At 61.7% G+C, this 12,827-nt stretch carries 11 protein-coding genes; 7 read left to right on the top strand and 4 right to left on the bottom strand.

What is annotated here, in order from left to right; genetic code table 11:
• Positions 1-159: 159 nt before the first annotated feature.
• Complete coding sequence (locus BB029_RS25280) at positions 160-1,086, bottom strand: carbon-nitrogen hydrolase family protein (protein ID WP_065941244.1); 927 nt, start codon at positions 1,084-1,086, stop codon at positions 160-162.
• A gap of 91 nt (positions 1,087-1,177) precedes the next feature.
• On the opposite strand from BB029_RS25280, the gene BB029_RS25275 reads away from it, so the two are divergent.
• Positions 1,178-2,098, top strand: coding sequence for a LysR family transcriptional regulator (locus tag BB029_RS25275; protein WP_065941750.1), 921 nt, complete (start codon positions 1,178-1,180; stop codon positions 2,096-2,098).
• On the opposite strand, the gene BB029_RS25270 is transcribed toward BB029_RS25275, so the two are convergent.
• On the bottom strand, positions 2,070-2,324 hold the full coding sequence (locus tag BB029_RS25270) for a hypothetical protein (protein WP_003190904.1): 255 nt from the start codon (positions 2,322-2,324) through the stop codon (positions 2,070-2,072). The genes BB029_RS25275 and BB029_RS25270 overlap by 29 nt on opposite strands.
• Positions 2,325-2,489: 165 nt before the next feature.
• Between BB029_RS25270 and BB029_RS25265 the strand changes: the two genes are divergently transcribed.
• Entirely contained in the window at positions 2,490-2,810 is a 321-nt protein-coding gene (locus BB029_RS25265) for a YqjD family protein (protein ID WP_032887039.1), read from the top strand.
• A gap of 40 nt (positions 2,811-2,850) precedes the next feature.
• Here BB029_RS25265 and BB029_RS25260 read toward each other — a convergent pair whose 3' ends face one another.
• Positions 2,851-3,885 carry an Ldh family oxidoreductase gene (locus BB029_RS25260; protein ID WP_065941243.1) on the bottom strand — a complete coding sequence of 345 codons (1,035 nt, stop codon included), beginning with the start codon at positions 3,883-3,885 and terminating at the stop codon, positions 2,851-2,853.
• Positions 3,886-4,065: 180 nt separating this feature from the next.
• On the opposite strand from BB029_RS25260, the gene BB029_RS25255 reads away from it, so the two are divergent.
• Positions 4,066-9,225, top strand: a complete 5,160-nt coding sequence (locus BB029_RS25255) for a dermonecrotic toxin domain-containing protein (RefSeq protein ID WP_065941242.1) — start codon at positions 4,066-4,068, stop codon at positions 9,223-9,225.
• Between the two features lie 20 nt (positions 9,226-9,245).
• Here the strand turns inward: BB029_RS25255 and BB029_RS25250 are convergent, their stop codons facing one another.
• Positions 9,246-9,515, bottom strand: a complete 270-nt coding sequence (locus BB029_RS25250) for a PepSY domain-containing protein (protein ID WP_027606443.1) — start codon at positions 9,513-9,515, stop codon at positions 9,246-9,248.
• Positions 9,516-9,657: 142 nt separating this feature from the next.
• Between BB029_RS25250 and BB029_RS25245 the strand changes: the two genes are divergently transcribed.
• From BB029_RS25245 to BB029_RS25230, 4 genes are all read left to right on the top strand, one after another.
• The gene (locus BB029_RS25245) at positions 9,658-10,653 is read left to right on the top strand and encodes a FecR family protein (protein ID WP_065941241.1); all 996 of its coding nucleotides are present in this window, start codon (positions 9,658-9,660) and stop codon (positions 10,651-10,653) included.
• Between the two features lie 327 nt (positions 10,654-10,980).
• Positions 10,981-11,430 carry a hypothetical protein gene (locus BB029_RS25240; protein ID WP_065941240.1) on the top strand — a complete coding sequence of 150 codons (450 nt, stop codon included), beginning with the start codon at positions 10,981-10,983 and terminating at the stop codon, positions 11,428-11,430.
• Entirely contained in the window at positions 11,430-11,981 is a 552-nt protein-coding gene (locus BB029_RS25235; protein WP_065941239.1) for an adhesin, read from the top strand. The genes BB029_RS25240 and BB029_RS25235 overlap by 1 nt, the downstream gene beginning before the upstream one ends.
• A gap of 67 nt (positions 11,982-12,048) precedes the next feature.
• On the top strand, positions 12,049-12,792 hold the full coding sequence (locus BB029_RS25230) for a hypothetical protein (protein WP_065941238.1): 744 nt from the start codon (positions 12,049-12,051) through the stop codon (positions 12,790-12,792).
• Positions 12,793-12,827: the final 35 nt, after the last annotated feature.

The raw sequence follows: 12,827 nt of genomic DNA, 5'->3' as shown, positions 1-12,827 counted from the left end.
CCCTGATGAAGACAAATGTGGTGTATCAGACACTCCTCTGCGCCTGGTTTTGGGGCTGCTGCGCAGCCCAGCGCGGGACAAGCCCGCTCACCACAAGAATGCGCTCGCCTGAAATTATTTATGCAGGACTCAAGACTTCAGTGTGAATGCGGCCGCCTATCAGTCAGTGATATAGCGCACGCCTGGCTTGGCCCGCTCATCCACCACCAGCTCGAATACATCCGGGCGGGCGTAATGCCCCACCACGTCATAGTCGTACCGCGCTCGCACCAGGTCATCGGTGTTGATCTGCGCGGTCAACAACCCCGCCTCACCCAGCAACGGCCCGGCAAGGATGTCGCCCATGGGGCCGACAATCACGCTGCCGCCGGCGATCAACGGGCGTTCTGCAGGCCAGTTGGCGACCTCGATGCCCAGTGCCTGGGGCGAGGCCTGCACCTGGCACGCACTGACCACAAAGCAGCGCCCTTCATGCGCCACATGGCGCATGCTCACCTGCCACATCTCGCGCTCATCCACCGTCGGCGCACACCATACCTCGACGCCCTTGGCGTACATCGCGGTGCGCAGCAGCGGCATCATGTTTTCCCAGCACACCGCACCGCCGATGCGTCCTACCGCCGCGTCGATCACCGGCAAGGTCGAGCCGTCGCCCTTGCCCCAGATCAGCCGCTCGGTGCCAGTGGGCATCAGTTTGCGGTGCTTAGCCACCAGGCCGCCCGTGGGTTCGACATACAGCACGGTGCAATACAGGCTGCTGCCACTGCGCTCGATCACACCCAGCACCAGGCTGGCGCCGGTACGTGCCGACAGGCCGGCCAGGGCCTCGGTCTCGGCGCCCGGCACATCGATGGCGTTGGCAAAATAGCGGGCAAAGGCTTCGCGGCCTTCGGGCAGGCGATAGCCCAATTGGGTGCCGAATCCTTCACCCTTGGGATAGCCGCCGAGCAGCGCTTCGGGCATCACCACTAATTGCGCGCCGCTGCGCAGGATTTCGTCTTCATAGGCGAGGATTTGCGCCAGGGTGTCGGCCTTGCCGCCAGGCAGGGAACCGATTTGCAGGGCCGCCACAGTAGAAACGGGCATCACGATCACTCCAGATAAGGGGGGTTGCCCATTCTCTCGCCAGGCTCGATCATGAATAAAGACCACCTCAGTGCTGAATGATATGAGCCAGATGAATATCGCCCAGGTCGACCTGAACCTGCTGAAAACCTTCGAAGCCCTCCACGATGAGTCCAGCGCCAGCCGCGCGGCGTTGCGCCTGGGTGTCACGCAGTCGGCCATCAGTGCAGGCCTGCGACGTCTGCGCGACGTCTATGGTGACCAACTGTTTGTGCGTACCGGCCGTGGCCTGGCGCCGACGCTGCGGGCCAACCAATTAAAACCGGTGATCAGCGAGGCGCTGGAGCGTTGTCGGCAAAGCCTGGCGATGGTCAATCCGGACAACCCGAACTATCAAGGCCGCTCGGTGGTGGTGGGCCTGTCCGACGATTTCGAGATTGCCTATGGCCGTCCGCTGATGGACGCCATCGCACAGCGCCTGCCGAAGCTGCGGGTGATCTTTCGCCAGACCCACAGCCAGATCGTCGCCGGCGCCCTGCTCGACCGCAGCCTGGACCTGGCGATTACCGCAGGCGGCTTTGCGCAAAGCCGGTTGAGTCGGCAGGTACTGGGAGAGGGGGATTATCGCTGCGTCGTGGACCCACACAGTTTGGCGCCGGGCCAGGAAAGCCTCAGCCTGGATGAATTTGTTACCCGCGAGCATGTGCTGGTGTCGTCAGGCGGGTTCATCGGCATCACCGACGAAGGGCTGGCGGCGCAAGGCCTGAGCCGCCAGGTGTGCGCCTCGACCAGTCATTTTGCCGCACTGCCGTTTCTGCTCAAGGGCAGCCAGGCGGTGGCGACCATTCCCGGGCATGCGGCGCAGGCCATTGCCGAGATGACCGGCCTACGGGTCCTGCCCTGCCCGCTGGCGCTGCCGCGCTACCCGGTGGAACTGGGTTGGCGCACCCAGGCCCAGCTTGATCCGATGTTGCTTAAAGTACGCGAAGCGATTGCCGCCGGTTTTACTTCGCCGCCGCCATCAACTTGTTGACTTCGCTGCGCACCATGTTGGAAAACTCAGGCGGCGACATGCCGTCGAGTTCGGCGCGGACCCATTCGGCCCACTTGCCCTTGCGCTTGGCGCGCTCACCGAACAACCGCGCGGCTTCGCCCTTGGCCTTGCCCAGGTTGGTTTGCCACAGGTCGTAGAGGCGGGACTTTTCATCTTCCAGCTCGGCGCGTTCGGCGAGGGTCTTGTTGGCGAGATTGAAGCTCATGTTGAAATACCTGCTGCACAAATAGACGACATCTTACACTGTAGGCCGAATTTTCCGGATTCGGATTTCGTTCGCCAGTGCCGACCCGGCAAAAAAACTGCAACTTTTGCCACCGCCCGGCACTCCATTGTTCACTGTCACATTCACCTGCAAGGAGTCACACCCATGGCCCGCAAAACTGCCGCCCAAGCTGTTGAAGATCAAATCAAGGATCAAGCATTCAGTGAACTGACGGCCCTGATCGAAGAATCGGACAAGCTGCTCAAAAGCAGCGCTGCCCTGGTGGGCGAAGAAGGCGAAACCCTGCGCGAACAGGTCGCCATCAAACTCAAGCAGGCACTGGACTCGGTATCCAACGTGCGCGAGCGCAGCAAGCCGGTGGTCGATGCCACCGAAACCTATATCGGTGGCCATCCATGGCAGACCGTGGCGATCTCCGCGGGCTTTGGCCTGGTGGTTGGCCTGCTGCTGGGTCGCCGTAACTGACCGACACATACCCGTAGCAGCTGACGAGCCTCGTCAACTGCTACGTAGCCCAGTCCCGCAGTTGGTTCAGCGCTTCCAGATCCACCACCACGCCCTCCTCCAACGACTTCGCCCGCGTGCGATGACGTCGATCCCCCGGCAAGCGCCGCAATCCCGCCGCATGCATCTGCCGCACCAGTTCCTGGCTGCGCTCGGCGAAGCTTTGCCCGGCGGTTTTGCTCGGATCGATCACAATCAGCAATTGCCCGGTCCAGGGCGTACGTGCGCCGGGGTGATCGGCCCAGTTGAACTCGAAGGAGAAGTTACCCCCCGTCAGGGCCGCCGCCAGCAATTCGACCATCATCGACAACGCCGAGCCCTTGTGCCCGCCAAAGGGCAACAACGCGCCACCTTCCAGCACAGCCTTGGGGTCGGTGGTGGGCTGGCCGAGGCTGTCGACCCCCATGCCCGGCGGCAAGCGCTCACCCTTGCGCGCGGCAATCTGCACGTCGCCGTGGGCGATGGCGCTGGTGGCCAGGTCGAACACAATCGGCAAGCCGTCGGCACGCGGCGCGGCAAAGGCGATGGGGTTGGTGCCGAACAGCGGCCGGTCGGCGCCATGGGGCACCACGCAGGTCATGCTGTTGACCACGCTCAGCGCCACCAATCCTTGCTCGGCGAAGGGTTCGACATCCGGCCACAAGGCCGCGAAGTGATGGGAATTGTGGATCGCCAGCAGTGCGATACCGGCACTGCGGGCCTTATCCACCAGCAGCGCGCGCGCCGCTTCAAGGGCCGGCTGGGCAAATCCGTTGCCGGCGTCCACCCGTACAAAGCCGGACGCCACGTCGGTGACCACCGGCACCGCCTTGCCATTGACCCAGCCACTGGCCAACGTGCTGAGGTAACCGGGGATGCGGAAAATGCCGTGGCTATGGGCGCCGTCGCGCTCGGCACTGGCGCAATTGCGCGCCAGGATTTCGGCCACTTCCGGCGCGGTGCCGTGCTTCACGAATACCGCACTCAGCAACCTCACCAGGTCGTTGAAACCGATGAGGGCTGTGGCGTTGTCGACTATCGGGGACTGGGCAGGCATCTGTAGCTCCGATTTTATAATTGGAAGAGACAACAAGAATCCAGGCCGATGATTAAACAACGCCTGCCGTGCCTGCTGTCAACGGGCGCTTGCGATCTGCACCAGTTATCTACCGCCCTCCACGTGATGCCTGCACCTACTTTGGAGCCTCCTACGCGCCATACAGATGGAGAGTGCAGCATGGCAAACGTCACCCCGCCCTATTTCTTCGAAGAGCTGTTGCGCCCGGACCGACGCAAGGAGCCGACGGAACGGGAGCGTGCGCTCGGGTTCACCGTCAAGGACCTTGATTGGCTGAACACGCTGTATTACGCCACTGACGCGATACGCATGGCACCGACGGAAAACGGCTATCCCATGCGGGTGGAAAGGCTGCTGGTGGGCCTCGCCGGCCAACCTGCCATCCCATTGGCCGGCGCCTTCATGATGAGCCCGACACCTGACGAGGCCAAGGCCGTGCTCTATACGCCCTATGGCGGCCTGGAGCTGTTCGCGAGCCACGCCGGGCTGCTCCATGCACTCGGCGACCGCCTGGCGCAACCGCAGCACCGCGCCGACCTGCTGAGTTTCCTGTCGATCGACGAGCGGGATGGGCTTGGGGCGGACACACGACTGACAGTCACCACCGCCGTGATCCAGGGCGCAGTGATGGAGGACCAGGAACGCGTGATCCTCGCGGCCCAGCAGAAAAATGTGCTGGCGATGCTCGCCGAGCTGCGCCAACTCCCCAGCCTGCGCGAGATGCTCGACACCTTGCTCGGCATCATGGCCCGCACCTATTTTCCAGGGGTGAACCAGAGCAACACCCGCGTGAACTTTTTCCGCCGTGCGGCCATGGCCGAGGACATGCACTGGGTCGCCTCCGAGCCGTTGCGGGATGCGCTGTTGCGCTTCTACGTGCAGCAGGCCTGGCCCACGGACCAGACCCACACGTATTTCAACATCGGGCATGACACCCGCGCCTTCAGCGCCGAGCAACTGGCCCAAGAGCAACAGCGCTGGGACAGCGTGGTCGAGCAAACCGCCAGCATTCTTTCAACGTTATTGAACAGCCTGCTGCAGACCTACTGGAACGAAGACTTCAAGGATGGCCAGTCGCGCGTGCGCTTCTTCAGCCGGGTCATGGCTGACAAGTTTCGCGCCGACCTGTTGTTCAAGCACCAGGCAACGATCCTCAGCAGCGCTGAAAGCCTGCGGCTGCGCACGGTATTCCTTCCGGACCAGGCCGCGCGCAAAGCCGTTGACAGCCAGCTGAACATCGAAAAAGTGCGGGTGCATGCGCCTTTTCAGCATTACGTCGAGCTGGCCAGCACCCTGATGATCAGCACTACCCACGCGTACCTCTACACCCAATCCCGTGGCTTGCAGGTACTCGCCGACCTCAAGGACCTCAACGACACCCTGCTGGCCATGCTCAAGACCGCGGGGCACGAAGACGAACTGCTCAATTTCCTGTCCATGGATGAGCGCAGCGTGTTCGTCGGCATGGATCACATCCAGGTGACCGGAACACCTGTCGCCGGCGATGTGTTCCAGGAAACGGTCGAAGACATCGTCGCCAAACAGCTCGGCAACCTTGAGCATGCGCTGGGGCTTTATCGACGCAGCGCAGGCAACGTCGATCTGGCCGCCCTGCTCGACAGCGCCCTGGACATACGCAGCATGCTCGACACTCGGTTGCTGGGGCAGGAAAGCGACGGGCGCTGGTCCGTCCATCCGATTAGCAGTGGCAATGGCCGCCCCTCCACCGTCCAGGCAGAAAAAGCCAGGCTGCACCTGCAACGCCTGCAGGCGGTCGAGGCGGCAATGGCACGGGAGCGCAGCCAACTTCCAACTCTGCGCACCCTGGCCGCCCATGCCCTGCAGGTGGAGTTGAGCAGACGAAACCTGGACCTGCAGCCCGAAGACGTCTACATCAATACCTACCCCACCCAGGCCCAGGAGCGCGAAGAGCGCTTGCCCCAGGCGTCTTCGAGCATGGTCGAGCACTTTATCGCCCGCCTGGCCAGGCAAGCCGATGCCCTGCGCGCGTCCTACCTCACCTGGTTCTACGGCAAGCGCAGCGACGGTGCCGCCTACAAACTGAACAACCTGACCCTCGCGACCTTCAACGCGATCATCGACCAGGTCTTAAGCACGTTTGCCCGCAATGACCTGCGCACCTTGCCGAATGTGCTGCTGGAGAATAACCAGGCACACCTGAGCCAGGGCATGCTGCAAGGCCTGAACGGCGAAGCGCAACTGCGGGCGCTGAACAAGAGCCTGTCGCCCGCCGGCCTGGCGTTGCTGGACAGCACGCTCCAGGCCGACAGCATGACCCGCCTCACCCGCCATGGCTTGAACGGCTTTATCCCGGATGCGTTCGGCCTGACTGTCCGCATCGGCTCGGATGCCACACCCCACGCCCTGGCCAATTGTTTTGTATTGACCGAACGTGGCGGCCTGGACAACGTGCATTCGGGCATGGCGCTGTTGTGGACGCCCCGTGGCGGCTATGAAGCCTTTGCATCGATCAAGGCCCTGCGCGATGACCTGGAGCAGCGCCTGCAGGATCCCCGGCGGCGACTGCCCCTGATGGAAAACCTGCGCGTCTCCAAGCGCGTGCCCCATCAGGCCTGTCAGCTCGGCCCACTGCAACGTATCGACGATCACCTGCTGCATAACCGGCAACAGACCTACAGCGACTTCACCCGTGACGAGATCGATCATGTGTTCTCGATGGGACTGAAGGCCGCGCGTTTCCAGACCGGCATGGACAACCTGATCCGTCGCCCGCCACCGAGCAACCTGCCCAGGGCCATCGCCATCGCGCACGCGCTGGTCCGCCAGCAAGCGCTGCCGGTAGGGCTGGGCATGGCGCCACCCCACGAGCAAATCCTCCACGCCGAACTGCTGGAGCAATACCGCATCAGCGCACCGGACGCACGTGACTACCTGCACAGCATCACGCCGATGCGCAATGAAGCCCGGCGTGTGCTTGCAGAACTGCTCAACGCGCGTTTTCCGGGGCAGGTGGTCAATCCGGATAACGTATTGATACCCGGCCGTATCGACCTGAAAGGCAACACCCAGACCCTCACGGACTTTGCCTTGCGGCACTTGCCCGAACTCAGTGGCGACGCCATACGGCCACGTTCGCTTACCGCCACGCCGTTGCCGGCGGCATTGGACGGCAACGCCATCGTGCAACTGGTACGCCAACTGGATTTGAAACGCCTCTACCAGGCCCGGCTTTCCCACCTTCTCAAGGGCCAGACCGAAGAGGCCCGCGAACGTCGTCGATTGTTCTGCCGGCAATTGCCCTGGCAATTGCTGCAATACGCCCATGGGCAAACCCTCGATGAGCGGCTGTCCGCCTCGGCCTGGCGCTTTATCCAGCAAGCCTTCGACATGCCCGATGCGGTGGCGCGGGCCGCCGTGCGTGGTGCGACCGCGATCGTTCGTCCGCTTGAGTTGATCGCCACCGAGGGCGCGGCGCGGGTCAAGGCGCTGGGCTGCTACCTGATCGGGCCGGCCGCCGGCGCCCGCGGCCCACTGGTCCTGTACGCGCCCTACAGCCCCAGGCATCTATTGCGCGAATACGCGGATGAAGCCGCGCTGCTCCATGAGTTCACCACCCCGGGCGCACTGCAGGATTGGATAGTCGGGCAGCTGGACGCGCCCCATCAAGCGACTTACCGCAACTTGCTGGGAGAGCGTTGGAGCCAGGGATTGTCCGAGATTCGTCTTGGCGTATCGCCCATCGGCGGCAACCTGCTGAACCAGTTGTTCGATGACAATAGCGAGATGCTGCTGCGGATGCTGGCCCGCCAGTTCGAGCGATTGGGCAGCACCCAATGGGACGCGATCACCAGCCTGTTCAGCGAGGAAATCCCCAAGGGCCTGCAATTGCTCGCCGGCAAGCTCGCCTATCCGCTGGTGGTGTGGCGCAGCTATGAATTGTTCAAGGCCTCCGCTGAAGACCTGCAGCAACATCGCTGGCAACACGCGCTCAAGACCTTTGCCGCCGGGGTGGCCGAGCTGGCCTCCTTGCGCAGGGACATGGACAAGGCCTTTGCGCCGCCCTCACCCGCCAGGCCGGCCGACCTGGAGCAATGGCTGCAGGCTGCGCCGCCTGCCCCAGGCACTTTGGCCGACCTGGACCTGACCGCTCCCGGGCGTACCCATTTGCAAGCGTTTGAAAACCATGGGGTGGCCTTGGCTGATTTGAAGCAAGTTTCACCCAACAGCCCCTATCGAGATGAGACCGGCACCCGCGATTTTGTCGCGGTGGCAGGCAAGGTCTACCCGGTGAAAAAAGCCGGGCAACGCTGGCGCCTGAGCAACGGCGAGTTGCACGGCCCTTATGTACAACACCATGCCCAGGGCGGCTGGACACTGGACCTGGATCGACATCATCCACGCTACGGAAAAACCTTGAGTCGTTACACAGGCAGAGTGCAAACACGGGCGGCCGAGCGCGATGCCATCAATATCGAAGCGGCGGGCATGCGGGAAATTGCCGCACTGTCCGGTTGGAAAGCCCAATGCATCGATGAAGCGCTCAATGTCGCGACGTACTATGCGGTCAACTGCAAGCGCAACCTCCTGCACTTTGCCACACACCTGGACCCCAACAGCCGCGCCGGGCGGTTTTTCAGCGAGTTATTCGGCGTGGTCACGCTGACCTCCGATCAAGTGCAAAGAGTCGAGCGACGCGTCGACGAACTGCTCGATGAATTGACCAATCACACCCTGATCGGTCCCGACTCACAGCGTTTTGTCGCCGGCACCCATCGCTATAGCCCACACGACACGTTTGCCTTCGTGCTGCCCAATGACACAGAGCAGAAAATCTATTTGCTCGATCGCTTCTTCGACCCGCACATGGATATCTACCAAAACCGTCTGAACACGCCCTTCAACCTCTCTGCCCATGCACGGGCAACGGTGCTGATTCACGAAATCACCCACATCAAATCCTTGACCGAAGACCTGGCCTACCTGGACAGCATGCGGCCGTTCCACGACCTGATCAATGTCAGCATCCGCGGCGCCAGGCCGATGCAGACCGACCTGGCCGACCTGCGCGAGACCGCCTTGTCCACCCTCACGCCCGCCGCCCTGCTGTTCAAGACCTGGGACGATTTTTCCCAGGCATGGGAAGACTTCGGCAGCAATCGCGGGACCACACCGGCCAAGGACAAGGTGCTGAGCACCACCGGCACTCGCACCCTCAGTGATGCCCGTGCCATCTTCATGAGCGACGCCGATAAACGTATCGATACCATTCTGGCGAATGCCGACTCGGTGACCTACATGATCAGCCAACTCGGCCGGGAACTGGATGCGGGAGCCTGAACAGGCTCCCGGCGGGTCTATCAGTCTTTCTGGTCACGCAGGATATTGCCCGAAGCGCCATCGATGCGCGCTTCATACACGGTGCCGTCTGACTTGCGGCCCTTAACTTCCCAATAGCCGTTGTCATCGGCTTCGGCCGCGTAGACTTCGATGTAGCCGGCCTTGGTCTTGGCCACTTCAATCGCCTTTTCGATGGTGATCCAGCCCGCACCGGGCTTATCGGCCATAGCGGCGCCAGCACTGAGCAGCGCGGTGGTTGCACACAGGGCGGCTAAGGTTTTCTTCAGCATATTCGTACTCCATTGTGGGAATGTCCTGAATTTTTTAGGTCCTGGCAAATAAGAATAAGTTCCAATTGATGTGCAATCGCCATGACGCCTGTTCTCGCGGTCCACCTCGGGAGGTTAGAATGTGCGAAATCAGGATGAGTTAATGAGCGAAAAGTCCGTTTCAGAAGCCGAATATGACGCCATCACCGACGCTGCCGCGCATTGGTGCATGCGCCTGCACGCCAGTGATTGCACCGCGGATGAACGTCAGGCTTTTGCGCAATGGCATGACTCCCATCCACTGCACGCCTTTGAATACGCGGCCATGCTGGAAATCTGGGACGTCGCCGACCACCTGCCCCGCCACGAAATCCCGTCGGTGGTGGTGCCGTTCAAGCCGCGCAGCCGACTGCGCACCTACGCGGTAGCGGCGGCGATCTGCCTGGTCGCCCTGCCTCTGGCCGCCTTCACTGGCTGGGAAGCCGGCTGGCTGCCGAGTTCCTATGAGCGCTTCCAGGCCGCCAATGGCTTGCGCCAGGTCACCCTGGGCGACGGCAGCGAGGTGGAACTCAACCTGGGCACCGAGCTGGTCTACAGCAACTACAAGGATCAGCGCCGCGTCACGTTGAACAAGGGCGAGGCGTTCTTCAAAGTCAGCCATGACAGCGCCCATCCGTTTATCGTGCACGCAGGCGAAGGCCAGGTGCGCGTCACGGGCACCCAGTTCAACGTCTGGAAGTATGAAGACCAGGTGCGGGTGATGTTGCTCGAAGGCTCGGTGCAGATTACCAGCGACCGGATTCACGGCAGCGTACCCCTGACGCCGGGCATGCAGGCCAGCTACCAACAGGGCGATGCAACGCCGCGCGTACAGGCAATCACCACCAATGACCGTGCCCTGGCCTGGCGCCAGGGCAAGCTGGTGCTCGACAACCTGGCGCTGGTGGATGCGTTGCCGTTGATCAACCGCTACCTGAACAAACCGGTGATGCTGGCAGACGCCAACACCGGCACAATTCGCATCGGCGGCATCTACAACATCACCGAGGTCAATAACCTCATCCCCTCCTTGCCCAAGGTTTTGCCGGTCTACCTGACCCAGAACCAGGATGGCAACCCCGTACTCAATTCCATCCCGCGTAAATCCCCCAAAGGCTGAGCTTGCCCCCCCGGCTCGGGCGTCGTTGCGCCTGAAGTGTCCATTTTTGAAACACTCGACGCCTCTGGACCGCCCGTGCCGTGCGGATTCATCGTTTTGTCATACGCGGTGTTACAGCGCTGATACAGCGGGGTGAATCGTTTGTGGTACGGCGCTGTGTGTATACCTGGGCAGCAGGTGTCTCAGCGCTGAAACAGCACTGACATCACTTTGCCCACAAATAACTCCAACCTATTGAATAACAACAATAAATAAAAAGCGGCACGGCTTCTGCTCTATCCCTTACAGCGCTGTTTAGGGTCAGCGCGACGAATAAGGAATGCCGCCATGGCCACACTCACTCAAGGTTCGATGAACGTGCTGCTGATCAGCTGTGTACTCAGCGTCGGCATCAGTGTTCCCAGCTTTGCAGAGGATGGTGTGATTGTGACAGGGCGCAACGTGCAGGCTCATATGTACGGCCGCGCCGCCTTCGGTAAAGACCCCTACCCCACCACCGCCAACGCCAACCCCAGCCGGGACATCATCGGTGCCACCGGCGAGCTCAGTGATATGGATATCGGCGGCATCAGCAGCGGCTCAAGCATTGTCCGCGCAGTTCAGACCAACGGCACCTTGACCGGCCTGCACGCCACACAGAACAGCATGTCCACCCTGGGGGCCGGCTCCGCCGCGGGCCACGGTGCGGGCAGCAGCATGGGCGGGCAGATCAGCGACTCGATCCAGCGCGGCATGGCGCCACTGAACAACATCGGCAGCATGCTGGGGGGCAAATAATGAATCGCTCCGTGCTCGTTCTCGCCCTGTTGGCCAGCGCCCCGGTATTCGCCGACGACACCGCGGTGATCAACAACAGCGGCAAACAATACGAAGGTGTCGTGTCGATCAACCAGGCGGCCGGCAACCAGCAACAAATGTCCAACAGCCGCGCCATCGCGCTCGGTGGCCAGGCCACCAACGTCAACATCCAGCGCCTCGACGGCAGTGTCGACCCGTCCCTGAACGCCAAGGCGGCGATCCAGGGCAGCTCATTTACCAACGGCAACGGTGTACTGGGCATCAACCAGTCGGCCGGGGCCAATAACCAATCAATCAACGCCGTGCGGATCAGCATCAATCCTGGCCCGCAAAGCATCGATGACAGCGTCCTGTTGCAACAGAACACGACGACGCTGGCAACCGACTCAGGGCTCACCCCCACCACTGGCAGCCGCCTTGTCGTTACAAGCGACCAGGCCTTCACAGGCAGCCGAGGAGTGATTCAGGTGAACCAGAGTGCCGGGGTGGGGAACCGAGTGGCTAACACCCTAGGCATTACTATCAAGTAAACGCTTGGTAGCACTAGTTAGACCGTACCAACACTTAACCAACTAATTAGAAGCAAGGAGAAACACCATGAAACCTCAAATGGCTCTGAAACCACTGGTTTTCGCTCTGGCCGCACTCATGGCTGCTGCTGCTCAAGCAGGTGGTGGCTGGCACCCTGCACCTCAACCCACCGGTGTGGTTGCCTCTGTGGTGACCGATGTGCAGAACAGCGTGGGCAACAAATTCGATGACACCAAAACCGAAAACAACGCCTCTGCCGACGGCTCGGTCACCAGCAACAGCGGTAACACCGGGGTCAACGTACAGGCGGGCAGCGGTAACCAGGCCGACAACTCCGGCGCCATCTCCAGTGCCAAAGGTGACTTTGCAACGGTATTCGCTGTCGTCGATGTCAATCAAAACAGCGGGCTGAACAACTTCGTCAACAAAGGCACCCAGAACAACGCCTCGTTGGATAACTCGGCTAACGGCAACTCCGGCAACCTGGGTTACAACGGCCAGGCCGGTCAAGGCAACCAGGGTAAAAACAACCTGGCAATCACCACCGCTGATGGCAAAAACATCGCAGCGGCCGCCAACACCGAGCAAAACTCGCTCGCCAACAACTACCTCAACGCCGCGGCTACCGGGTATGGCCACCATGGCGGCAAACCACAATACGTGTCGAACAACTCCAGCCTCGACAACTCGGTTAACCGCAACTCCGGCAACGTGGGTGTGAACCTGCAATCCGGCTCGGGCAACCAAGGCAGCAACAGCCTGTCGATCGGTCAAGGTTGCAGCGTCTGCGCCAGCGGCGTGCGCTTCTGATCCAACGGGGCCTTGGCAACAAGGCCCTTTTTTAT

Origin of the sequence: Pseudomonas sp. S3E12, assembly GCF_001702295.1 — a bacterium.
GTDB lineage: Bacteria > Pseudomonadota > Gammaproteobacteria > Pseudomonadales > Pseudomonadaceae > Aquipseudomonas > Aquipseudomonas marginalis.
This window is presented reverse-complemented; position numbering and strand designations above follow the sequence as displayed.

Bases quoted from the DNA above. Each gene is read 5' to 3' on its own strand.
- BB029_RS25280 (WP_065941244.1), bottom strand. From the start codon at position 1,086: ATGCCCGTTTCTACTGTGGCGGCCCTGCAAATCGGTTCCCTGCCTGGC.
- BB029_RS25275 (WP_065941750.1), top strand. From the start codon at position 1,178: ATGAATATCGCCCAGGTCGACCTGAACCTGCTGAAAACCTTCGAAGCC.
- BB029_RS25270 (WP_003190904.1), bottom strand. From the start codon at position 2,324: ATGAGCTTCAATCTCGCCAACAAGACCCTCGCCGAACGCGCCGAGCTG.
- BB029_RS25265 (WP_032887039.1), top strand. From the start codon at position 2,490: ATGGCCCGCAAAACTGCCGCCCAAGCTGTTGAAGATCAAATCAAGGAT.
- BB029_RS25260 (WP_065941243.1), bottom strand. From the start codon at position 3,885: ATGCCTGCCCAGTCCCCGATAGTCGACAACGCCACAGCCCTCATCGGT.
- BB029_RS25255 (WP_065941242.1), top strand. From the start codon at position 4,066: ATGGCAAACGTCACCCCGCCCTATTTCTTCGAAGAGCTGTTGCGCCCG.
- BB029_RS25250 (WP_027606443.1), bottom strand. From the start codon at position 9,515: ATGCTGAAGAAAACCTTAGCCGCCCTGTGTGCAACCACCGCGCTGCTC.
- BB029_RS25245 (WP_065941241.1), top strand. From the start codon at position 9,658: ATGAGCGAAAAGTCCGTTTCAGAAGCCGAATATGACGCCATCACCGAC.
- BB029_RS25240 (WP_065941240.1), top strand. From the start codon at position 10,981: ATGGCCACACTCACTCAAGGTTCGATGAACGTGCTGCTGATCAGCTGT.
- BB029_RS25235 (WP_065941239.1), top strand. From the start codon at position 11,430: ATGAATCGCTCCGTGCTCGTTCTCGCCCTGTTGGCCAGCGCCCCGGTA.
- BB029_RS25230 (WP_065941238.1), top strand. From the start codon at position 12,049: ATGAAACCTCAAATGGCTCTGAAACCACTGGTTTTCGCTCTGGCCGCA.